This is a genomic window from Streptomyces sp. NPDC040405 (assembly GCF_055595765.1).
This window is the reverse complement of the sequence record NZ_JBVIVI010000009.1, coordinates 419,020-441,209: the sequence shown is the minus strand read 5'-3', so window position 1 is coordinate 441,209 and position 22,190 is coordinate 419,020. Positions and strand designations below refer to the sequence as shown.

Sequence of the window (22,190 nt, the reverse complement as noted above, 5' to 3'; positions counted from 1 at the left end):
CTGGTGTGTGCATCGAGGGTTTGTCCTGCCCCACGGGCGGGTCTGTTTCAGTCAAGGGGAATCGCCCGTGAAGTTGTTCGGGAAGTTGTTCGGGAAGAGTGCACGCCAGGACGGCGGCAGCAGCACCGCTCGCCACCGCGCGGGGCGTGCTGCGGACGAGAGCGGAGGGGGGAGCGAGGAGCGACCGCTGTTCCGGGATCAGGTCGGCGGCCAGGGCGGTGACATTTCGGGCGGCCAGGGCGCGTCTTCTGTTGACCCCTCGGCGGCCGGGCGCATAGGTTTCGAGGACTCATCGGCCTCGCGTAGTGGTGGAGGTCCCGGATTGCCTGTTTGTACGAGGTGCGGGCATCGGAACGCGGAGGACAGCCGGTTCTGCTCCAACTGCGGCGCGCCGCTGCGGGGCCAGGCGCCCTCCGAGCGTGCCTCGGAGACCACGTCGACGATCTCCATCTCCGGTATCGAGGCGTACGACTCCGAGGTGACCGGGCAGAACCCGCTGCCGTCGCTCAGCCCGGAGGCCCAGGCCGCCGTGGAGGCGCTGCCGCTGGGTTCCGCGCTGCTGGTGGTCCGCCGCGGGCCGAACTCGGGCAGTCGCTTCCTGCTGGACAGCGATCTGACCACGGCCGGTCGCCACCCCCAGAGCGACATCTTCCTGGATGACGTCACGGTCTCCCGTCGCCACGTGGAGTTCCGGCGCGGCCAGGACGGCAGCTTCACCGTCGCCGACGTCGGCAGCCTCAACGGGACGTACGTCAACCGGGAGCAGATCGACGCGTCGGTGGTCCTGACCAGCGGCGACGAGGTGCAGATCGGTAAGTACCGGCTGGTCTTCTACCCGAGCCAGCGGGGCGTCGGCATCTGACCCGCCAGGGGAGGTCCGTCCATGCTTCAGACACCGTCGGGCGGTGCCGGTACCGGCACCGCCCCCGCGGGTGGCCGGTCGATGAGTATCGGCACCGTGCTGAATCTGCTGCGGGACGAGTTCCCCGAAGTCACCATCTCCAAGATCCGCTTCTTGGAGTCCGAAGGGCTGGTGGAGCCGCGGCGCACGCCGTCGGGCTACCGCAAGTTCAGTCAGGAGGATGTGGAGCGGCTCGCTCTCATCCTCCGCATGCAGCGTGACCACTACCTGCCACTCAAGGTCATCCGGGAGCACCTGGAGGCCCTGGAGCGGGGTGAGCGGCCGCAGCTTCCTGCCGTTTCGCCGGGAGCGCGGCCGCACGAGCTGCTGGAGCCCGGGGCGCACGAGGCCCCGGAAGGGCCGACCGTGGCCCGGGTGGGCCGGGCCGAGCTGCTGGCGTCCGCGCAGGTCAGCGAGGCGGAGCTGGCCGATTGGGAGTCGTACGGCCTGATCGCGCACGGTACGGACGGCGGATACGACGTCGAGGCGGTGACGGTCGCCCGGCTGATCGCCGAGCTGGGCCGCTTCGGTCTGGAGCCACGCCATTTGCGGATCATGAAAGCGGCCGCGGAGCGCGAGGCCGGACTGGTCGAGCAGGTGGTCGCACCGCTGCGGCTGCATCGAAATCCGCAGACCAGAGCGCATGCGGAGGCCAGTGCGCGCGAGCTGGCGACGCTCTCCGTACGGCTGCACGCGGCCCTGGTGCAGTCGGCGCTGCGGGCCGCCGCACACTGACCGATCCGGCCCCGACTATCCAAACCGGCCGGGCACGTCCTAGGGTTGCTGTGTGAACGAGCTCGACGTCGTGGGTGTCCGGGTGGAAATGCCCTCCAACCAACCGATCGTGCTCCTGCGTGAAGTGGGAGGCGACCGGTACCTCCCCATCTGGATCGGACCAGGGGAGGCGACCGCGATCGCCTTCGCACAGCAGGGCATGGCTCCGGCACGCCCGCTGACCCACGACCTTTTCAAAGACGTACTCGAAGCGGTCGGCCAGACGCTCACGGAGGTCCGGATCACGGATCTGCGGGAGGGGGTCTTCTACGCCGAGCTGGTCTTCGCCAGCGGTGTGGAGGTCAGCGCGCGGCCGTCCGACGCCATAGCGCTCGCGCTGCGCACCGGGACGCCGATCTACGGCAGCGACGGCGTGCTCGACGACGCCGGTATCGCCATCCCGGACGAGCAGGAGGACGAGGTGGAGAAGTTCCGCGAGTTCCTCGACCAGATCTCGCCCGAGGACTTCGGAAGCAGCAGCCAGTAAGCCTGTCTGCCGGACCTCGCTAGCGCATTCGAGTAGCCTTTCCCGGACGAGGGACACGGGAAACCACTCTCAGGGTGATTATCACTCGGCGTGCCGAGTGTGGCGATCGTTGACGCACCCCGGGTGACTGCCTACCTTCAAGAAGGCAGGTCGAGGACGGAGGTCGGCGTGAGAAGCACCGGCGACGGCACGGCAGCCGGCGGTCCGTATGCGCTCCAGGGGAGCGCACCGGCCGATCCGGTATTGAAGGCTCGGGTCGCGGCACAGCCCACGGCACCACGCGAGCCCGCCGCGGGGGGTACGGAGACGGTCGGCTACCGCGGCCCCACCGCGTGCGCCGCCGCGGGCATCACCTACCGCCAGCTGGACTACTGGGCGCGCACCGGCCTGGTGGAGCCGAGCGTTCGGCCCGCGTACGGGTCGGGCAGCCAGCGGCTGTACAGCTTCCGGGACGTGGTCGTCCTCAAGATCGTGAAGCGGCTGCTGGACACCGGCGTGTCCCTGCAGAACATCCGGGCCGCCGTCCAGCACCTGCGCACCCGGGGTCTCGACGATCTGGCCCAGATGACGCTGATGAGCGACGGCGCGACGGTGTACGAGTGCACCTCGCCGGACGAGGTCGTGGACCTCCTCCAGGGCGGCCAGGGTGTCTTCGGGATCGCCGTGGGCGTGGTGTGGCGGGACGTGGAGAGCGCGCTGTCCCAGCTGCACGGCGAGCGGGTCGACACCGGCGAGACCCTGGTGGGGCACAACCCCGCCGACGAACTCGCCCGGCGCCGCAACCGGGCGGGCTGAGAGCGCTCCCTCCGGGCGGTGCCGGTCCGCCCATTGTCAGTGGCGTGCGGCAGCATCGGACCTGTGAGGGGTGCGCCGACGATTCTGCATTTGGACATGGACGCCTTCTACGCTTCGGCGGAGCAGGCGGCCAAGCCCAGCCTGCGCGGAAAACCGGTGATCGTGGGGGGCCTCGGGCCGCGCGGGGTGGTGGCCACGGCGTCGTACGAGGCCCGGGTGTTCGGGGTGCACTCGGCCATGGCGATGGCGCAGGCCCGCAGGCTCTGTCCGAACGCGGCCTACCTCACCCCCCGCTTCTCGCTCTACCGCCAGGTCAGCGACCAGGTCATGGGGCTGCTGCGGGCGCTGTCGCCGCTGGTGGAGCCGCTGAGCCTGGACGAGGCGTTCGTGGACCTGGAGGCGGGTGGCACGGAGGCCCGGGTGGCGGCGGCACGGGCCGTGGGGGAGCGGCTGCGGGCCGAGATCCGCGCCGTGACCGGGCTGACCGGCTCGGTGGGCCTGGCCGGTTCCAAAATGCTCGCCAAGATCGCGTCCGAGCAGGCCAAGCCGGACGGTATGGCGGTCATCGAGCCCGGCACGGAGCGGGAGCTGCTGGATCCGATGCCGGTGCGTACCCTGCCGGGCGTCGGCCCGGCCACCGCGGAGGCGTTGCGCCGCGTCGGCATCCACACCGTCGCCGAGACCCGTGAGGCGGGCGAGGCCGAGCTGGTCCGGCTCCTGGGCCGGGCACATGGGACGTCGCTGTACCTGATGGCCAGCGGGCGGGACGAGCGGCCGGTGGTCGCCGAGCGGGACGCCAAGTCCATATCGGTGGAGGACACCTTCGACGTCGACCTCACCGACCGCACCCGCGTGCAGCTGGAGGTGGCGCGGCTGGCGGACCGCTGTGTGCGGCGGCTGCGGGAGGCGGGCCGCTCGGGGCGCACGGTCGTGATCAAGGTGCGGCGGTACGACTTCTCGACGCTGACCCGTTCGGAGACCCTGCGCGGGCCCACCGACGACCCCGGCGTGGTCAAGGAGGCCGCGGCGCGGCTGATCGACGGGGTGGAAACGACGGCGGGCGTGCGGCTGCTGGGGGTGGGCGTGTCGGGTCTCGCGGACTACACGCAGGAGGATCTGTTCGCCCAGGCCGCGCAGGCGGCGCAGGCGGCGGAGGCCGCCCAGGCCGCCCACGAGGCCCTGGAGGAGCCGGACGGGGCCTCGGGCTCCCAGGCTGCCGAGCCGGAGAGCCCGGGCGCCTCAGAGGCCCCTGAGGGCGCCGGGAGGCCGCGGACCTGGCTGCCGGGGCTCGACGTGCGCCACGCCGAGTACGGGGCGGGCTGGGTACAGGGCAGCGGCGTGGGGCGGGTGACCGTGCGCTTCGAGCTGCCCTGGTCGGCACCGGGCCGGGTGCGCACGTTCGCCGTGGACGACCCGGACCTGAAACCGGGCGACCCGCTCCCCCTGGTACGACCCCCCGAGGACGCCGATACGCCGTGCGGCGCGCAGGGCGGGAGCGAGGGGCTGGGCGCCGCGCCGGGCGGGAGCGAAGCGTCGGGCGGCGCGCCGGGCGGGAGCCAGGGGGTGAGCGGCGCGCCGGGGCGTCAGCGAAGCGTCGGCTAACCTGCCGGGCGGGGGCCAGGAGCGGGGCGGTGCGCCGGGTAAGGGCCGGGCTTCTGCAGACTCGGCGGCGGAGCGGGGTGGGGTCAGCCGGTTACGTCCAGGCCGTAGTGGTGGTACAGCTGCAGCTCCTGCTCCGGGGAGAGGTGGCGGCCGACGCCGAGGTCCGGGGCGTCTTTGATCAGCGCCCGGTCGTACGGGACCCGCAGCGTGTCGCCGACGACCTCGCTCGGTTCGAGCGGTACGAAGACGTCCCGGCTGAACAGGCCCGTGCGTACCGCCGCCCACTCCGGCTCGCCGGTGGCGTCGTCGAGGTAGACCTCGTCCACCGTGCCGATCTTGGCGCCCTCGCGGTCGAGTGCCTTGCGGCCGATCAGGGTCCGCGGGTCGATGTCCGTCTGCACGCTCTCTCCCACAGGTGGCGGTGGTCCAGTGATACCTACCAAAAGCCACATCCCCGTATGCGGCCACTCGAGCATCGTTCTGCCAATCCCCCAGCGACAGACGCGCTGGTACGCTGGCTGTGGCTGCAGACCCCGTGCGGGAGAGTCCTTCGACAATGGTGTCGGGGGCGCCGAAGGAGCAAATCCTCCCCGGAATCTCTCAGGCACACGTACCGTGCGGGCGAGGTCACTCTGGAAAGCAGGGCGGGCCACGGGGAGCACACGCTCCGGAACCCCTCCTCACCGACGGTGAAAGCCGGTCAGGCACCTATGGACCGGTGAAGCTCTCAGGTTGAGATGACAGAGGGGGAGGCCATCCGGGCACCCGCACCGCGGTGCCCCTCGCCGGTCGTAGCAGACCAGGAGGCCCCCGCAGATGACCACCCATCGCATCTCGCTCGCCGATCTGGAGCGCGGTACTCCATTCGAGCAGCGGCATATCGGCCCCGACGCCGGAGCGCAGGCCAAGATGCTCGCCCAGGTCGGCTTCGGTTCCCTCGACGAGCTGACCGCCGCCGCCGTACCCGAGGTCATAAGGAGCGCGGAGGCGCTGCGGTTGCCCCCGGCCCGCAGCGAGGCGGAGGTGCTCGCCGAGCTGCGCGCCCTCGCCGACCGCAACCAGGTGCTGCCGTCCATGATCGGCCTCGGCTACTACGGCACCTTCACCCCGCCGGTGATCCTGCGCAACGTCCTGGAGAACCCCGCCTGGTACACCGCCTACACCCCGTACCAGCCCGAGATCTCCCAGGGGCGGCTGGAGGCGCTGCTCAACTTCCAGACCGTCGTCGCCGATCTGACCGGCCTGGACACCGCCGGTTCCTCGCTGCTGGACGAGGCCACGGCCGCCGCCGAGGCCATGGCGCTGTCGCGCCGCGTCGGCAAGGTCAAGGAGGGCGTCTTCCTGGTCGACGCCGACTGTCTGCCGCAGACCATCGCGGTCATCGAGACCCGCGCCGAGCCGACCGGCGTCGAGGTCGTGGTCGCCGATCTGACCGACGGCATCCCGGACGAGATCGCCGAGCGCGGTGTCTTCGGCGTGCTGCTCCAGTACCCGGGCGCCTCCGGCGCGGTGCGCGATCCGCGCCCGGTCATCGAGCGGGCCCATGAGCTGGGCGCCATCGTCACCGTCGCCGCCGACCTGCTCGCGCTCACCCTGCTCACCTCGCCCGGTGAGCTGGGCGCGGACATCGCGGTCGGCAGCACCCAGCGGTTCGGTGTGCCCATGGGCTTCGGCGGTCCGCACGCCGGGTTCATGGCCGTGCGCGCCGCCCACGCCCGCAGCCTGCCCGGCCGCCTCGTCGGGGTCTCGGTGGACGCCGACGGCGACAAGGCGTACCGGCTGGCGCTGCAGACCCGCGAGCAGCACATCCGCCGCGAGAAGGCCACCAGCAACATCTGCACCGCGCAGGTCCTGCTCGCGGTGATGGCCGGAATGTACGCGGTCTACCACGGCCCGGACGGGCTCGCGGGCATCGCCCGCCGCACCCACCGCTACGCCACCGTCCTCGCCGAGGGGCTGCGGGCGGGCGGCGTCGAGGTGGTGCACGGCGGCTTCTTCGACACCCTCACCGCGCGCGTCCCCGGCAAGGCCGCCGATGTCGTGGCCGCCGCGCGGGAGGCCGGGGTCAACCTCCGGCTGACCGACGCGGACCACGTGGGCATCGCGTGCGACGAGACCACCGGGCGCGCCCAGCTGGCCGCCGTATGGTCCGCCTTCGGTGTCGACGGCGGGGACGGCGGCAGCGCTCCCGGCATCGACGAGCTGGACGCCGCGTCGGCCGACGCCCTGCCCGCGGAGCTGCTGCGCTCGGACGCGTACCTGACCCATCCGGTCTTCCACCAGTACCGCTCCGAGACCGCGATGCTGCGCTACCTGCGGCGGCTGGCCGACCGCGACTACGCCCTGGACCGGGGCATGATCCCGCTCGGCTCCTGCACCATGAAGCTCAACGCGACCACCGAGATGGAGCCGGTCACCTGGCCGGAGTTCGGCGCGCTGCACCCCTTCGCGCCGGTCGAGCAGGCGCAGGGCTATCTGACGCTGATCCGCGAGCTGGAGGAGCGGCTGGCCGATGTCACCGGCTACGACAAGGTCTCCCTCCAGCCGAACGCCGGGTCGCAGGGCGAGCTGTCCGGGCTGCTGGCCGTGCGGGCGTACCACCGGGCCAACGGCGAGCCCCAGCGGACGGTGTGCCTGATCCCGTCCTCGGCGCACGGCACCAACGCGGCCAGCGCCGTCATGGCGGGCATGAAGGTCGTCGTCGTCAAGACCGGCGAGGATGGTGAGGTGGATGCCGCCGACCTGCGCGCCAAGATCGAGCAGTACGGCGACCAGCTGGCCGTCCTCATGGTCACCTACCCGTCCACCCACGGCGTGTTCGAGGAGCACATCACCGAGATCTGCGCGGCCGTGCACGACGCGGGCGGCCAGGTGTACGTGGACGGCGCCAACCTCAACGCGCTGGTCGGGCTGGCCGAGCCCGGCCGGTTCGGCGGCGATGTCTCCCACCTGAACCTGCACAAGACGTTCTGCATCCCGCACGGCGGCGGCGGTCCGGGCGTCGGCCCGGTCGCGGTGCGCGCGCACCTCGCGCCGTACCTGCCCAACCACCCGCTGCAGCCCGCCGCGGGCCCGGCCACCGGCGTCGGCCCGGTGTCGGCCGCGCCGTGGGGATCGGCGGGCATCCTGCCGATCTCCTGGTCGTACATCCGGCTGATGGGCGCCGAGGGGCTGCGCCGCGCGACCCAGGCCGCGGTGCTCGGCGCGAACTACATCGCCAAGCGGCTGGAGCCGCATTACCAGGTGCTCTACACCGGGCCCGGCGGGCTGGTGGCGCACGAGTGCGTGGTGGATCTGCGGCCGCTCACCAAGGCGACCGGAGTCACGGTCGACGATGTGGCCAAGCGCCTGATCGACTACGGATTCCATGCGCCGACGATGTCGTTCCCGGTCGCCGGGACGCTGATGATCGAGCCCACGGAGAGCGAGGACCTGGCGGAGCTGGACCGGTTCTGCGAGGCGATGATCGCGATCCGCGCGGAGATCGACAAGGTCGGCTCGGAGGAGTGGACCAAGGAAGACAACCCGCTGCGGAACGCGCCGCACACGGCCGCGACGCTGAGCGGGGCGTGGGACCACCCGTACAGCAGGGACGAGGCGGTCTTCCCGGCCGGAGTCTCGGCCGCCGACAAGTACTGGCCGCCGGTGCGGCGGGTCGACGGCGCGTTCGGGGACCGCAACCTGGTCTGCTCGTGCCCGCCGATGGAGTCGTACGAGGGCTGAGCGCGCGCGTGTGAACACAACGACGGGCCCGGTTCGGCGGATGAATTCGCCGGGCCGGGCCCTGGTGATGCCAACGCCTCTAGGTGGTCGGCCTAGGCGGCGGTCACGACGTGCTCGGTGGCGAGCGGTCGGCACGGGGCGATGATGCGCCCGTCCGGCAGCAGCTCACCGGTGTCCTCGAAATGCAGGACACCATTGCACAGCAGGCTCCAGCCCTGCTCCGGATGGTGCGCCACGAGATGGGCGGCCTCCCGGTCGGCGGAGTCGGCTGACGGGCACGGTGGTTGATGCTGGCACATGGCGAGGTTCTTTCGCTGCGGTGAGGTGTATGTCCTGCTGCTCGCTGCGGCGTTCATGTTGGCCGCCCCCCGTTACATGTCGGTTGGTTGCTCCCAGTGTTGCCCCGCGGCACGGATTCCGCAGGGATTTCACGGCACCGGTTCTTGCTAGATGATGACGCATCACCCGACCGGACGGTTCATCCTGGCGGGACTGTTACCCGCCCGTAGCGCGGCGCCCCGTGACCCGGTGGGTCACGGGGCGCTCCACCTGTCGCCGAAGGGCCAGGTCAGGCAGGCGAGCCCAGCAGTTTGGCGGACGTCAGCCGATGGGTGAGCACCGGCAGCAGATCGGCCGCGGGATGCGGGTGGTGGGCCGCGATGCCGGGCGGTGCCGGGGCGAGCGGCACCAGCAGGTCCCCGGTCCCGATGCCGCCCTCGGCGGCGTCCGCGCCGGGGTCGCCGTGCAGCCACAGCGCGACCATGTACAGCTCGGGGATGGACAGCAGCCGCGGCTGGTATGCCGAGGGCAGCGACTCGGCCTGGCGCAGGGCGAGTTCGGCCGAGGCCACGTACGGTCCCTCGGAGAAGTGGGAGAAGGCCCAGCCGTCGGCGGTGAGCATGGCCTCGGCGGCGGCCACCGTGCGGTCGCCGTCGCGGAGCATGAAGCGCCAGCCGGTGAGTCTGACCTGCGGCGGACCGGCTGGTGTGGTGATGTCGTCCAGGACGTGGACGGGGAGCGGGAGTTCGGGTTCGAAGGGGCCGGAAAGGGAGCTGAGTGCCGGGGTGCGCACCTCGCGGACAGCGGTGGGGGAACCAAGGGCCGTGAGGACGCTGCGCAGGGCGGGCGCGGGGGCCGGGGGCACGAGCAGCGGCATGGTGGGTCGCCTCTCACTTCGGAGACACGGTGGAGCGATAGCGGGCCAGGGTAGGGGCGCGCGCTGTCGGTGTACGTAGATCGGTACGCGGGTCAGAGGGGGCCGGGACGAACTGTCCGGGCGTTATCTCTCTGCCTCGTAAAGCGAGTTTATACGACTCATGTTCCGGCCGTGTTTCGGCTAGCTGTCCCCGATATTGCGCACAAGGTGATTTCCGGTCCATGCGGACGCGGGGATTTCCCCCGATTCGGTGCTGGATGCACGGATATGACCTGGCGGTTTACCCGCGCCGCGGTAGGCTGGATCCCACCGATCCGATTTCCTGGAGCAATGCGCCACTGTTGAGAGCCTACCGGCTGGGCGGGCCGCGCGGGGCGTTATCGATCACATTGGCGGGCATCATCGAGCGTGGTGTGCGCGGTACGGGCGCCGATGATCCACTCAAGGAGGTAGCTCCGATGGGGGAGAAGGTCGTAGCCGGTGAGTTCGACCCGTCGGGTCGGCAGCGGCAGCGCGGACGGTTGCGGCAGTGCCTCGACGGGCTGTCCCGGCTCCTGGCCGACAAGCGGTTCGACCGCCCGAAGAATCTCATGGGGCTGGAGATCGAGCTGAATCTCGCAGGCGCCGACGGGCTGCCGAGGATGATGAACACAGAGGTTCTGGAGCGCATCGCGAGTCACGATTTTCAGACGGAACTCGGACAGTGCAATCTTGAAGTAAACATCGTGCCGCACCGTTTGCACGGGAGGGTTCTCGATCAGCTCTCGGAAGAGCTGCGAACGGGGCTGTCATATGCCGACCGCAAGGCGCGCGAGGTGTCCTCCGAGATCGTGATGATCGGAATTCTGCCGACGCTGGCCGCCCGGGATCTCGGATCGGCCAACCTGTCCTACGACGACCGTTACAAACTCCTCAACGAACAGATGCTGGCCGCCCGAGGCGAGGATTTCCTCATCGATATCGAGGGCCGGGAGCGCATCAGTTACGCCAGCGCCACCATCGCCCCCGAGGCCGCCTGCACCTCCGTACAGCTGCATCTCCAGGTCACCCCCGGACGCTTCGCCGCCGTGTGGAACGCGGCGCAGGCCGTGGCCGCCGTGCAGATCGCCATCGGCGCCAACTCCCCCTTCGTCTTCGGCCGCGAGGTGTGGCGCGAATCCCGCCCGCCGCTGTTCCTCCAGGCCACCGATGTGCGGGCACCGGAATACGCGACGCAGGGGGTGCGGCCGCGCACCTGGTTCGGCGAGCGCTGGATCACCGACGCGTACCAGCTCTTCGAGGAGAACCTGCGCTACTTCCCCCCGCTGCTGTCCACCGGCGCCGACGAGGAGCCGCTGCGGATCCTGGACGAGGGCGGCGTGCCGGACCTCCAGGAGCTGGTGCTGCACAACGGCACGATCTACCGCTGGAACCGGCCCGTCTACCAGGTCGTGGACGGCGTGCCGCATCTGCGGGTGGAGAACCGGGTGCTGCCCGCGGGCCCCACCGTCACCGACGTCATCGCCAACGCCGCCTTCTACTACGGGCTGGTCAGGGCGCTCGCCGAGGAGCCCCGCCCGGTGTGGACCCGGCTGCCGTTCAGCGCGGCCGCGGCCAACTTCGACGCCGCGTGCCGCCATGGCATCGACACGGTCCTGCAATGGCCGAAGCCCGGCCGTTCCTCGTCCCTGGCACGCACCCCCGCCGTGCGGCTGGTCCGCGAGGAACTGCTGCCGCTGGCCGCCGCGGGACTCGACGCCTGGGGCGTCGAACCCGCCGACCGCGACCGCTACCTCGGCGTGATCGAACAGCGCTGCGCCCTGCGCGTCAACGGCGCGTCCTGGCAGGCCGCGACCTACCACCGGGCACGGGACAGCGGGCTGGGGCGGGACGCCGCGCTCGCCGCCATGACCCGCCGCTACTGCGCCCTGATGCGGACGGACGCCCCGGTCCACACCTGGCCCGCCGATCTCTCGGCCTGATGCGGACAGTCCCTAGGGCTGGAAGTCCGGTGCGCCGGCCTCGCCCGCGGCGACGATGGCCTTGAGCATGGCCGAGTTGATCTGCGCGGGGTCGTTCACCCGCTGGGCCGATCCGCCGGTCGCCCGGGCGATCTCGCGGCATGCGGACTGGTCGGCGTCGGGGCCTACCGCGATGGCGATGAGCGGTACCGGGCGGTCCGGGTCGACCAGCCGCGTCAGCTCCTTCACCAGCGCGGGGCGCGAGATGCCGCCCGGGTCCTGGTTGGTGCCGTCGGTGAGGAGTACTACGGCGTTGAACTTGCCGCGTGCGAAGGTCTCCTGGGCCTTCTTGTAGGCGGCCAGCGTGGTGTCGTACAGCCCGGTCGAGCCCTCGGGGAGCGGCTTCAGCGCGTCGAAGGCGGCTGCCAGTACCTCGCGCTGGCCGGTTCCGTCCGGGGTGCGCGCCTCAAGGCGGCGGGCCGCGACCAGTTCGCGGTAGTCCCGGTCGCCGTCCAGCTCGGTGGAGAACTCCCACAGCCCGATCTCGTCCCGGGCGGTGAAGCGCGCGAGGGCCTGCCGCAGCGATGCCTTGGTGACGTCCATCCGGCTCTGCCCGGGACGGCCCGGCACCGGATCGCTCATCGAGGCCGAGGCGTCGACGACCGTGTTCAGCCGGGCGCTCTGCACCGTGATGGTCCACATGCCCAGGGCCGCTTCCACCTCCCGGGCGGAGGGCCCGGGGGAGGGCGTCACCGCGTACGGCTGCGGCGTGCGGCCGCCCGCGGCCTGCGCCACCGGCTCGCTGACCGTGCCGTCCGCCGTCCGGAAGCCCTCCGTCCGGAGGGCCCGGCGGCCGCGGGAGTCGGTGAGCAGCGTCATGAAGCGGGTGGCGGCGCGCGCCCGCACGGTGGTCAGCCCGCGGTCGTTGAGCACGGTGTACGGGTAGTCCAGCTCGGCCGTGCCGTCCTTCGGATAGAACAGGTCGAGGCGGGACGCGTCGTCGGCCTCCGCGTTGTGGGTGAAGGCGGCCTGTTCGGACAGGACCACCGCCTGGTTGCGCCGGGGCAGCGTCTTCAGCAGGGCGGCGTCCGTCGTGGCGGCCCGCTGGGACAGCAGCTTGGCGTTGGCCGCGGCGCGCGTATCGGTCGCGGCCTTTCCGTCGGCCGCCCCCGCCTTCGCGATGGACCCGTTGATCCGGGCCAGGGCCAGCAGCCCGGTGGCGCTGCGCGCCGGGTCGGCGGTGCCCAGCCGCGGGCTGCCGCCGGTTCCCGCCTCGGCCAGCTGCGCCCAGTTGTAGGTCTTCCGCGGCCAGTTGAGCTGTCCGGCCGCGGTGGAAGTGGTGGCGACCGTGACCGGGGAGGACGCGATCCCGCCGAGCGTGTCCAGGGGCGCGGCGCTGACCGGGGAGGTGGCCGCGCGTTCGACCCAGACGCTGGAGTCCGGCACCCACACCTGGAACCCCGGGCCGCGGTCCGCGCTGCCGAGCGCGTTCGCGACCTCGTACGCCGGGCGACTGGCGATCTTCACGTCCAGACAGCGGCCGTCGGACCGGATGCCCGCCCTCCGGGCGTGGTCGGCCACGGTGCGTAAGCCCGGGGCGATGTCCGGCGACGCGGCCACGGTGAGCCGCACCGCGTTGCTCCGGCAGGACTCGGCGGAGGGCAGCAGCCCGCCGCGTAAGACCACCACGGCGCCGGTCGCGACGGCGAGCACCAGCGCTGTGGAGATCGCCACGGTCCGGCGTCGGGAGGACGTGCCCGGTCTGGACCCCGTATTGTCCGGTGCGGAGTGATCGATGCGCCCGGAGCGATCCGTGTGATCCGAGTGACCGGTGTGATCGGCGCGGTCCATGGCATCGAATATGCCGGAGTAGTCGGGACCGTCGGTTTCGTCGGGCTGGCTGTGGCGTCCCATGGCGATCTGTCTCTCCTGGAAGATGACGCTGTCAGGAGGGACGGCGCGCCAGTGGACGGCGCCCGGCCCGGCCTGCTCGTGCGCGATCTCGGATGTGTTTTCGAGACCATAGCGGGGCGGGCGCGCCGATGAGGTATGAAGAGCGGAAGTGGAGGCAGGAGTGCAGTCAGAGGGGCGCGGGACGGAACTGCCCGCGATCGAGGGCCACCTGCCGCGACGGATGCTGCGCAACGAGACGCTGCTCGTGCTGGCGCTGTCGCTCGGCGCGAGCGCCCTGTCCGCGCTGATCAGCTTCATCGGCTCGGTGACCAAGCCCGGCGGGCTCAAGGACCAGGCGGCCACCCTCAACGCCTCCCAGGCGCCCGGCCGTCCCTGGCTGGACCTCGCCTGGCAGCTGTTCGGGATCGCGACCGCGCTGGTGCCGGTCGCGCTGGTGGCCCATCTGCTGCTGCGGGAGGGCGCCGGGCTGCGCGCGATCGGCTTCGACCGCACCCGGCCGCGCTCCGACCTGGCGTGGGGCGCCGCGGTGGCGGCGGGCATCGGCGGCACCGGACTGCTGCTCTACCTGGGCGCGCGGGCGGTCGGCGGCAATCTGACGGTGGTGCCCGAGGCGCTGCCCGAGGTGTGGTGGAAGCTGCCCGTGCTCATCGTCTCCGCCGTGCAGAACTCCGTGCTGGAGGAGGTGATCGTGGTCGGCTATCTGCTGCGCAGGCTCGGGCAGTTGGGCTGGACCCCGATGGCCGCGCTGCTGGCCAGCTCGGTGCTGCGCGGTTCGTACCACCTCTACCAGGGCATCGGCGGCTTCTTCGGCAACATGGCGATGGGCGTCGTCTTCGTCCTGCTCTACCGCAGGTGGGGGCGGGTCGGGCCGCTGGTCGCCGCGCATGCGCTGATCGACATCGTGGCGTTCGTCGGCTACTCGCTGCTGGCGGGCAAGGTGGGCTGGCTGCCCACCGCCTGACCCGCCCCCGGCGGGCCGTTCAGACCAGCAGCTCCCCGTCGATGACCGTGACGGCCCGGCCGGTCAGCAGCGTACGGTCGCCGCGCAGCGTGGTGCGGACCAGCCCGGTGCGGGCGGAGACCTGGAGTCCGGTCAGCTCGTCGCGGCCGAGCCGGGCGGACCAGAAGGGCGCGAGCGCGGTGTGCGCGCTGCCGGTCACCGGGTCCTCGTCGATGCCGACGCCGGGCGCGAAGACGCGCGAGACGAAGTCATGGCTGCAGGCGGGGTCGTCGGGGAGCGCGGTCGCGATGACGGCCCGCTTGACGAGCCGCCCGAGCGCCGCGAAGTCGGGGGTGAGTGCCCGTACGGCCTTCTCGTCGGCCAGCTCCACCAGCAGATCGCCGACCTGGGGGCCGGTGTCCCGGGCGGACAGGACCGTGGTGCCGAGGGCGTCGGTCACCTCGCGCGCGACCGGGGTCTCGGTCAGCGGGGCGGTCGGAAAGTCCAAGGTGATCGTGCCGCCGGGGTCGCCGCTCGCGGAGAGCACCCCGCTGAGCGTGGCGAACCGTACGGTGCCGGTCGCGGCGCCCGTCGTACGCAGGATATGAGCGGTCGCGAGCGTGGCATGGCCGCACATGCTCACCTCGGTGGCCGGGGTGAACCAGCGCAGCGCCCAGTCGGCCTCGGCCCCCTCGGGAAGCGGGTGGGCGAAGGCGGTCTCGGAGAGGTTGACCTCGGCGGCGACGTCCTGGAGCCAGCTGTCGTCCGGGAAGGTCTCGCCGTCCAGGAGGACGACTCCCGCCGGGTTTCCGGCGAAGGGGCGGTCGGTGAAGGCGTCGACGATACGTATCCGCATGCCCCGACCGTAGGCGGCGGGCGGACCGCCGGGCCACGGCCAATCCCCTAACGGTGGCCCGCCGTGGTGCCCGCCCGTGGTGCGCGGGCACCAGGACACCTGAGCGGCTGGTCCGGGCGCACCAGGGGAAGACGGCGGCGGCGGACGATGCCCGGCGGGGCGCCGGAAGGAAGTGTGGGAGGTGCGCGAATCCCGCGCCGACGTATGTCGGCGCGGCGCACCTCAAGAAGGTCCGCGCACCTGCCCGCAACCCACGAGGAAGAGGACACCTATGTCCGCAACTGTGGTTTCTCCGGTCCGCATCGGGAGACTGTCGATCGGTGCCCTCGGCATCTTGGCACTCGCCCTCGGCACCCTGCAGTCGGTGGTGGAGCCCGCGCTCCCGCTGCTCCAACGTGAGCTGGGGGTCAGCCCTGCCGAAGGGGCACTGGTCGGCAACACGTTACTGATCACCGGCGCCGTCGTCACACCCGTCGCGGGCAAGCTCGGCGACCGCTACGGCGGAAAGCGGGTGCTGATCTGGCTGATGGCCGTGGTCTCGGCCGGTGGTCTGCTGGCCAGCCTGGCGCCGAACCTGCCGGTGTTGCTGCTCGGCCAGGTACTGCAGGGCGTCATGGTGGGCGCGCTGCCCCTCTCGTTCATCCTGGTGCGCAAACACCTCCCGACGGGAGAGTCACAGGTGGCGATCGGGCTGGTCGTCGCGCTGTTCACGGGCGGCGGCATGGTGGGCACGCTGATCGCCGGGCCGGTCGCGGAAGCGCTGTCGTGGCATGGGATGTTCGCGCTGCCGACGATCACGATCATCGCGATGACGCTGGCCGTGATCCGGTTGATGCCGCATGATCCGCCGATCCCCTCGGACGACGGGATCGACTGGCCCGGTGTGGTGCTGCTGAGCGGCACGCTGCTCGCGTTCATGCTCGGGCTCGTGACGGTGACCAACGACGCCCTGCCGCCGCTCGCGGTCGGTGCCCTCGGGGTGGTTGTGGCCGCCCTCGCGACCGGATGGGTCGCCGTCGAGCGCCGGGCGGCCTCGCCGATGGTCGATCTGCGCATGCTGGCGAAGCCCGAGATGTGGCATGCGTGCGTGCTCACCTTCGTCATCACCACCGGTTCCGGGATGGTGATCCTGCTGCTCCCGCAGCTGTTCGCGGTATCGGCCGACGGGTACGGCTTCGGGGCCAGCACCACCGACATCGGGCTGTTCCTGCTGCCCGGCGCCATCGCCGGGGCGGTCAGCGATTCGGTCGGCGGGGTCGCGGCGCGGCGTTTTGGTCCGCGTGCCGTGGTCATCGTGGGCACCGTCGTCACTGCGGCCACGATGCTCGCCCTGGCGTCGGCGCACACCGCGGAATGGCAGCTCGTCCTCGCGAAGGTGCTGACCGCGTTCGCCGCGGGCGTCGGTACCACCGCGTTGCTCGCCAGCACCGCCACCACCGTCGAGACCAGGGACACCGGCATCGCCACCAGCCTGCTCGTGGTGACACGCGTGATCGGCGTCGCCGTGGGCGCTCAGGTGGGCGGCGCGATCCTCGCCGCCGGGGCCGACCCGATGACGGGCCAGCCGACCGAATCGGCCTTCGTCACAGGCTTCGCCGTCGTCGGCCTCGTCGCCGCGTTGTCGCTGCTCGTCGTCCGTATCACGAAGCAAGGAGCCCGGGCATGACACCCAACGGTCTGTCGATGGACACGATTACGACCATGAAGCGCAGAGTCCTGATCTCCGGGGCCAGCATCGCCGGACCCGCGCTGGCGTACTGGCTGCACCGGTCCGGGTGCGCGGTCACCGTGGTGGAGAAGGCCGGTTCGCTGCGCGACGGTGGTTACCCGATCGACATCCGCGGTACCGCGACGGAGGTGGTCCGGCGGATGGGGATACTGCCGCGACTGCGGGACGCGCACATCGACTCGCGTCGCTGCACCTTCCTCGACGCCGATGGCGGGGAAGTGGCCTCGGTCAGCCCGGCCGCCATCGTCGGCGATGCCGAGGGACAGGACCTCGAGGTGCGCCGCGGGGATCTGGCCGCGGCCCTCTACGCGGGAGTCCGCGACGACGTGGAATTCCTGTTCGACGACTCCATCGACACCCTCGACCAGTCCGCACAGGGGGCCGACGTGACGTTCCACAGCGGGCGACAGCGTACGTTCGACCTGGTGGTCGGCGCCGACGGAATGCACTCGCGTACCCGGGAGTCGCTGTTCGGCCCCGAAGAACGGTTCCACCGCTACCTCGGCTACTGCTTCGCCATCTTCACCATGCCGAACACCTTCGGGCTCTCCCACGAGGTGGTGCTGTGGAACACCCCGGGGAAGGCCGCGGCCCTCTACGCCGTCGGGGACAGCGACGAGCTGCACGCCTTCCTGACCTTCCACCGGCCGGAACCGCCGATCGACGCCCTCCGGAACCCCGACGCCCAGCGGGACCTGGTCGCCACGGCCTTCGCGGGCGCGGGATGGGAGGTCCCCGGCATGGTCGGCGCCATGCGCGACGCGGATGACCTGTTCTTCGACACGGCCGGTCAGATCCGTATGCCCCGCTGGTCCGGCGGCCGCGTCGCGCTCGTCGGCGACGCCGCGTACGCACCCTCGTTCCTCACCGGACAAGGTTCGAGCCTCGCGCTGGTCGGTGCCTACATGCTCGCCAACTCCCTGGCCACGAACCGGAACCACACCGCGGCCTTCGTGGCGTACGAACGCGACGTTCGCGAGTTCGTGGCCGTCAATCAGGCACTGGTCGACAACGGCGCGGCCACGCTCTTCCCCACCACGGCGGGGGCCCTGGAGCGACGCGACGCCATGCTGCGCGGCCTCGTCACCATGCCCTCCTCCCCGGCTCGGCCGGCGTACTCGGCGCTGACGCTGCCCGAGCTCGCCCCGACGCCGTGACCTTCGCTACGACAGCCGGTCCGCGCCGCCGTCGGGGGCGGCGCGGGCCAGGCCCGTCCGGTAGGCGATGACGACGAGTTGCGCCCGGTCGCGGGCCTCCAGCTTCGTCATGGCGCGCTGCACGTGGGCGCGGACGGTGAAGGGGCTGAGGAACATCCGCTCGGCGATCTCCTGGTTGGACAGGCCGGTCGCGACCAGAGCCACCATCTCGCGTTCGCGCGGGGTGAGCACGGCGAGCTGTTCGGGGTGGTGCGAGGGGGAGGCGTCCGGTGTGGCCAGGAAACGGGACACCAGGGAGCGGGTGGCGGCGGGGGACAGCAGAGTGTCGCCGTCGGCGATCGTCCGCACGGCGTCCAGCAGGGCCTCGGCCCCGATGCCCTTGCCGATGAAGCCACCGGCCCCCGCGCGCAGCGCCTGGGCGACGTACTCGTCGGTCTCGTACGTGGTGAGGATCAGGATGCGGCTGGCCCGCAGTTCCGGGTCCGCGCAGATCTCCGCCGTGGCGGTGAGACCGTCCACCTCGGGCATACGGATGTCCATGATCACCACGTCCGGGCGCAGCTCCCGGGTGAGTCTCACCGCCTCCCTGCCGTCGGCGGCCTCGCCGACCACGGTGATGTCGTCGGCGGTGTCGAGGAGCAGCCGGAAGGCCCCGCGCAGCAGGGCCTGATCGTCGGCGAGCAGCACGCGGAGCGTCACGGCGCGTCCCCGGCCTCTCCGCCGGTCCTCCGCGCCGTGTCCTTGGCGGGCGGGAGGGGCAGTTCGGCGGAGACGAGGAAGCCGCCCTCCGGGCGCCTGCCCGCGGAGAGCCGTCCCCCGACCGCGGTGGCACGTTCACGCATCCCGATCAGACCGTAACCGGGCGGACGGTCCGCGGCCGCCGTCGTCGTACGGGCGCCGCGTCCGTCGTCGGCGACGGTGATGGCCACGCGCTCGCGGTTCCATTCGAGGCGTACCCGGGCAGTATCGGTCCCGGCGTGCTTGGTCACGTTGGTCAGGGCCTCCTGGATGATGCGGTAGGCGGTGAGGTCCACTCCCGGTGGCAGCGGCCTGGCCGTGCCCTCCTGGTGCACCGTCACCTCCATGCCCGCGCGGCGGAAGGACGCGAGGAGCGTGGGAAGGCGGGACAGCCCGGGCGCCGGTTCGGCGGGCGCGGCCGTGTCCCCGGACTGACGCAGCAGACCGACCGTGGCCCGCAGTTCGTCGAGCGCGTCGCTGGTGGTCTCGACGAGCTCGTCGAGGCTCTTGCGGGTCTGCTCCGGGCGGGCGTCGAAGAGGTGGGCGGCGACCGTGGCCTGCGCGTTGGCCAGGGTGATCTGATGGGCCACGAGGTCGTGCAGCTCCCGGGCGATGCGTACCCGTTCCTCGGCCACCCTGCGGCGCGCCTCGCTGTCCCGGCTCTGCTCGGCCCGCTGGGCCCGCTCCTCCATGGCCGCCAGGTAGGCCCGCCGGTTGTGCACCGAGTGACCGAGTACGCCGGCCACCAGCGGGAACGCCGCCACCGCTCCCACCCTGCTCGCGTCCTTCCACGAGAGGGTCCCGAACAAGGGGGTGGAGGCGACCAGCAGCGCCACGGAGGTGAGCGACACCGCGCTCACCGCGTGCCGTTCGGTGCGCGCGGTGAGCGAGTAGGCGGTGATCACGGCGGGGGCCACGATGAGCGGGCTCAGCAGGAGGCCGACGAACGGCACCAGCATGCCGCCCGCGGTCGTGACCGCCATGGCGGTCAGGGGCGCCCTGTGCCGTACCGGCAGCACGGCACAGGAGGCCACGGCGATGAGGTAGGCGGCGGCGGGCGGCGGCGACAGCGTGGTGCCGTCGTCGCGTACGACGCCGCCGAGCAGACAGAGCGCGAACGCCGCCGCCGTGACCGCTGCCTCCCGCCACCGTGTGCCGCGTGGTCGCGGGTGACCGCCACCCGTGTTCGTCATGGCCTCAAGTCCTGCCGACGGGGAGCCGCGGCACCGCCGCTGTGTCCGGCTCGCTCGCGGAGGCCGGGACGTGCTTGCTCAAGTCCTCACCCTCGATATCCACATTCGGCAGCACGCGGTTCAGGATACGGGGCAGCCACCAGGCCCGGTGGCCGAGAAGTGCCAGGACCGCGGGGGCGATCGCCATCCGGACCACAAAGGCGTCGAAGAGGACGGCGGAGGCCAGACCGACGCCCATCGTCTGGATGGTCGGGCTGCTCATCCCGACGAATCCGGCGAACACGCTGATCATGATGATCGCCGCCGCGGCCACCACGCGTCCGCTGTGCCGGAAGCCGTTGACGATCGCCTCGCCGGGGGACGCGCCATGGACGTATGCCTCCCGCATCCGGGTGAGGAGGAAGACCTCGTAGTCCATGGCGAGGCCGAACACGATGCCGACGATGAGAATCGGCATCAGCGACATGACAGGTCCGGTCTGTTCGATGCCGAGCAGGTCCGCCGCCCAGCCCCACTGGAAGACGGCGACGAGGACGCCGAAGGCGGCACCCACCGACAACAGGAAACCGAGCGCGGCCTTGACCGGGACCAGGACCGAGCGGAAGACCACCATCAGCAGGAGTATCGCTAGGCCGATGACCACGGTCAGATAGGGGATGAGGGCGTCGGACATGGCTTCGGAGATGTCGATGTTCATCGCGGTGGTGCCGGTCACCAGGATGGCGGCGCCCGTGTCGGCCTCGACGCCGGAGGCCGCGTTCCGTATCGCATGCACCAGGTCCTTGGTCTCGTCGCTGTTCGGTGCGGTCCGCGGGACGGCGGTGAGGACGGCCGTGTCCTTGGTCCGGCTGAGGACCGGATCACCGACCGACGCGACCCCGTCGACTCCCCGTACGGTCTTGACGACCAGGTCCGTGGTGGCCCGGGTGTCCGCGGACTTCGAGGTGTCCACGACCACGGTCAACGGGCCGTTGAAGCCGGGGCCGAAGCCGTCGGACAGCAGGTCGTAGGCGCGGCGCTGGGTGGTCTCCACCGACTTGGACTCGTCTCCGGGCAGCCCGAGTCCGAGGCTCAGCGCCGGTAAGGCGACCGCGCCGAGGCCGAGTCCGGCGATCATCAGCACGGCCACCGGCCGACGCAGCACCAGCCGCGCCCAGCGGACGGCGAGCCCGGGCCGATCGGCCGGGGTGGGCACCGGGTGCCCGCCTTCTGGCCGGGCGGCCTTGCGGACGGCGCGGGACAGCACGCGATGGCCGAAGAAGCCGAACAGCGCGGGGACCAGGGTCACCGCGACGAGTACGGCAAGGGCCACGGCGCCCGCACCGCCCATGCCGATCTTGGTGAGTTCGGGGATTCCGGCGACCCCCAGCCCGACCAGGGCGATGAAGACGGTCGCACCGGCGAACACGACGGCGGACCCGGCCGTGCCCACCGCCCGACCGGCGGCCTCCTCCGGCTCGCCGCCCCGGGCGCGCTCGTCGCGGAAGCGGGAGGTGATGAAGAGCGCGTAGTCGATGCCGACCGCCAGCCCCAGCATCAGCGCCAGGATGGCGACGGTGGACGTCAGACCCAGCGGAACGGCCAGCGCGGACACCAGGCCGAAGGCGATGGCCACGCCCAGGAAGGCGGTCAGCAGCGACAATCCGGCCGCGGCCACCGATCCGAGGGCGAGGATCAGCACCACCGCCGCCACCATCACGCCGATGAGCTCCGTCGTACCGCCCGGTTCCTCCTCCGAGTCCAGGGCCGAGCCGCCGGTCTCCACGGTCAGCCCCGCGTCCCGGGCCTGGCTCGCGGCGTCCTCGAGGGCGCTCTTCGTCGGCTCGGTCAGGTCGACGGTGTCCGCGGTGTAGGTGATCGTGGAGTAGGCGATGGTGCCGTCCTCGCTGACCGCGCCGGTCTCATAGGGATCGGTGGCCGACGCGACCTGATCGCCCCCGTCCAGCGAGCCGAGCGTGTCCTCGACGGCCGCCCTGTTCTCCCCGGCGGTCACCCGCTGCCCGTCCGGGGCCCGGAACACCAAGCGGGCCTCGGCACCCTGCGAGTTGCCCTGGGGGAAGCGCTCGTCCAGCAGGTCGAACGCCTTCTGCGACTCGGTGCCGGGCATGGAGAGTTCCTCTTCCTCCCCGCTCGGTGCCACGGCGGCGGCGACCACGGCCAGCACCAGGGCACCCAGCCACACACCACTCACGAGCCGACGCCGCCGGAAGGCCCACCGCCCGACCCGGTAAAGAAAGGTAGCCACCTGTCGATCACTCCAGACGCCGCGAGGCAAGGGGAATGCG

At 71.6% G+C, this 22,190-nt stretch carries 19 protein-coding genes and 2 riboswitches; of the genes, 11 read left to right on the top strand and 8 right to left on the bottom strand.

The genetic code is table 11. The features are described 5' to 3' along the window. The first annotated feature begins 7 nt into the window (after positions 1-7). From ACZ59A_RS33350 to ACZ59A_RS33330, 5 genes are all read left to right on the top strand, one after another. Positions 8-862 carry an FHA domain-containing protein gene (locus tag ACZ59A_RS33350; RefSeq protein WP_468044870.1) on the top strand — a complete coding sequence of 285 codons (855 nt, stop codon included), beginning with the start codon at positions 8-10 and terminating at the stop codon, positions 860-862. 21 nt (positions 863-883) lie between these two features. Beyond that, positions 884-1,636 carry a transcriptional regulator FtsR gene (gene ftsR / locus ACZ59A_RS33345; RefSeq protein ID WP_470966498.1) on the top strand — a complete coding sequence of 251 codons (753 nt, stop codon included), beginning with the start codon at positions 884-886 and terminating at the stop codon, positions 1,634-1,636. 52 nt (positions 1,637-1,688) lie between these two features. Continuing rightward, the gene (locus ACZ59A_RS33340; RefSeq protein WP_009713203.1) at positions 1,689-2,162 is read left to right on the top strand and encodes a bifunctional nuclease family protein; all 474 of its coding nucleotides are present in this window, start codon (positions 1,689-1,691) and stop codon (positions 2,160-2,162) included. Between the two features lie 168 nt (positions 2,163-2,330). After that, positions 2,331-2,957, top strand: coding sequence for a MerR family transcriptional regulator (locus ACZ59A_RS33335; RefSeq protein ID WP_470966495.1), 627 nt, complete (start codon positions 2,331-2,333; stop codon positions 2,955-2,957). 63 nt (positions 2,958-3,020) lie between these two features. Beyond that, on the top strand, positions 3,021-4,559 hold the full coding sequence (locus ACZ59A_RS33330) for a DNA polymerase IV (RefSeq protein ID WP_470966493.1): 1,539 nt from the start codon (positions 3,021-3,023) through the stop codon (positions 4,557-4,559). 83 nt (positions 4,560-4,642) lie between these two features. Here ACZ59A_RS33330 and ACZ59A_RS33325 read toward each other — a convergent pair whose 3' ends face one another. Next, a complete protein-coding gene (locus tag ACZ59A_RS33325; RefSeq protein ID WP_470966490.1) occupies positions 4,643-4,960 on the bottom strand; it encodes a PRC-barrel domain-containing protein in 318 nt (105 codons plus the stop codon). Positions 4,961-5,087: 127 nt separating this feature from the next. Next, a riboswitch (glycine riboswitch) is annotated at positions 5,088-5,185 on the top strand. Continuing rightward, positions 5,186-5,313: riboswitch (glycine riboswitch) on the top strand. 62 nt (positions 5,314-5,375) lie between these two features. Between ACZ59A_RS33325 and gcvP the strand changes: the two genes are divergently transcribed. Then, positions 5,376-8,282, top strand: a complete 2,907-nt coding sequence (gene gcvP, locus ACZ59A_RS33320; protein WP_470966488.1) for an aminomethyl-transferring glycine dehydrogenase — start codon at positions 5,376-5,378, stop codon at positions 8,280-8,282. Between the two features lie 92 nt (positions 8,283-8,374). On the opposite strand, the gene ACZ59A_RS33315 is transcribed toward gcvP, so the two are convergent. Continuing rightward, positions 8,375-8,581: a DUF5999 family protein gene (locus ACZ59A_RS33315; RefSeq protein ID WP_468044941.1), complete on the bottom strand. Its 207-nt coding sequence runs from the start codon at positions 8,579-8,581 to the stop codon at positions 8,375-8,377. 269 nt (positions 8,582-8,850) lie between these two features. Beyond that, complete coding sequence (locus ACZ59A_RS33310) at positions 8,851-9,438, bottom strand: hypothetical protein (protein WP_470966485.1); 588 nt, start codon at positions 9,436-9,438, stop codon at positions 8,851-8,853. A 458-nt stretch (positions 9,439-9,896) separates the two neighbouring features. Between ACZ59A_RS33310 and ACZ59A_RS33305 the strand changes: the two genes are divergently transcribed. Beyond that, complete coding sequence (locus ACZ59A_RS33305; RefSeq protein WP_470966483.1) at positions 9,897-11,399, top strand: glutamate-cysteine ligase family protein; 1,503 nt, start codon at positions 9,897-9,899, stop codon at positions 11,397-11,399. A gap of 12 nt (positions 11,400-11,411) precedes the next feature. On the opposite strand, the gene ACZ59A_RS33300 is transcribed toward ACZ59A_RS33305, so the two are convergent. Then, the gene (locus ACZ59A_RS33300) at positions 11,412-13,229 is read right to left on the bottom strand and encodes a substrate-binding domain-containing protein (RefSeq protein ID WP_470966554.1); all 1,818 of its coding nucleotides are present in this window, start codon (positions 13,227-13,229) and stop codon (positions 11,412-11,414) included. Here ACZ59A_RS33300 and ACZ59A_RS33295 point away from each other — a divergent pair. Next, complete coding sequence (locus tag ACZ59A_RS33295; RefSeq protein WP_470966562.1) at positions 13,167-13,424, top strand: hypothetical protein; 258 nt, start codon at positions 13,167-13,169, stop codon at positions 13,422-13,424. The genes ACZ59A_RS33300 and ACZ59A_RS33295 overlap by 63 nt on opposite strands. 16 nt (positions 13,425-13,440) lie before the next feature. After that, entirely contained in the window at positions 13,441-14,253 is an 813-nt protein-coding gene (locus ACZ59A_RS33290) for a CPBP family intramembrane glutamic endopeptidase (RefSeq protein ID WP_470966480.1), read from the top strand. A 19-nt stretch (positions 14,254-14,272) separates the two neighbouring features. Here the strand turns inward: ACZ59A_RS33290 and ACZ59A_RS33285 are convergent, their stop codons facing one another. Further along, positions 14,273-15,088 carry a PhzF family phenazine biosynthesis protein gene (locus tag ACZ59A_RS33285; protein ID WP_470966477.1) on the bottom strand — a complete coding sequence of 272 codons (816 nt, stop codon included), beginning with the start codon at positions 15,086-15,088 and terminating at the stop codon, positions 14,273-14,275. A 271-nt stretch (positions 15,089-15,359) separates the two neighbouring features. On the opposite strand from ACZ59A_RS33285, the gene ACZ59A_RS33280 reads away from it, so the two are divergent. Then, on the top strand, positions 15,360-16,754 hold the full coding sequence (locus ACZ59A_RS33280) for an MFS transporter (protein ID WP_470966475.1): 1,395 nt from the start codon (positions 15,360-15,362) through the stop codon (positions 16,752-16,754). Beyond that, a complete protein-coding gene (locus ACZ59A_RS33275; RefSeq protein WP_470966472.1) occupies positions 16,751-17,974 on the top strand; it encodes an FAD-dependent monooxygenase in 1,224 nt (407 codons plus the stop codon). Before ACZ59A_RS33280 ends, ACZ59A_RS33275 begins: the two co-directional genes overlap by 4 nt. A 6-nt stretch (positions 17,975-17,980) precedes the next feature. On the opposite strand, the gene ACZ59A_RS33270 is transcribed toward ACZ59A_RS33275, so the two are convergent. From ACZ59A_RS33270 to ACZ59A_RS33260, 3 genes are read right to left on the bottom strand one after another with little or no spacing between them, the layout of a single operon-like run. Then, complete coding sequence (locus tag ACZ59A_RS33270; RefSeq protein WP_470966470.1) at positions 17,981-18,673, bottom strand: response regulator transcription factor; 693 nt, start codon at positions 18,671-18,673, stop codon at positions 17,981-17,983. Beyond that, positions 18,670-19,905: a sensor histidine kinase gene (locus ACZ59A_RS33265; RefSeq protein ID WP_470966467.1), complete on the bottom strand. Its 1,236-nt coding sequence runs from the start codon at positions 19,903-19,905 to the stop codon at positions 18,670-18,672. The genes ACZ59A_RS33270 and ACZ59A_RS33265 overlap by 4 nt, the downstream gene beginning before the upstream one ends. A gap of 4 nt (positions 19,906-19,909) precedes the next feature. Next, entirely contained in the window at positions 19,910-22,150 is a 2,241-nt protein-coding gene (locus ACZ59A_RS33260; RefSeq protein WP_470966465.1) for an MMPL family transporter, read from the bottom strand. Positions 22,151-22,190 lie beyond the last annotated feature (40 nt).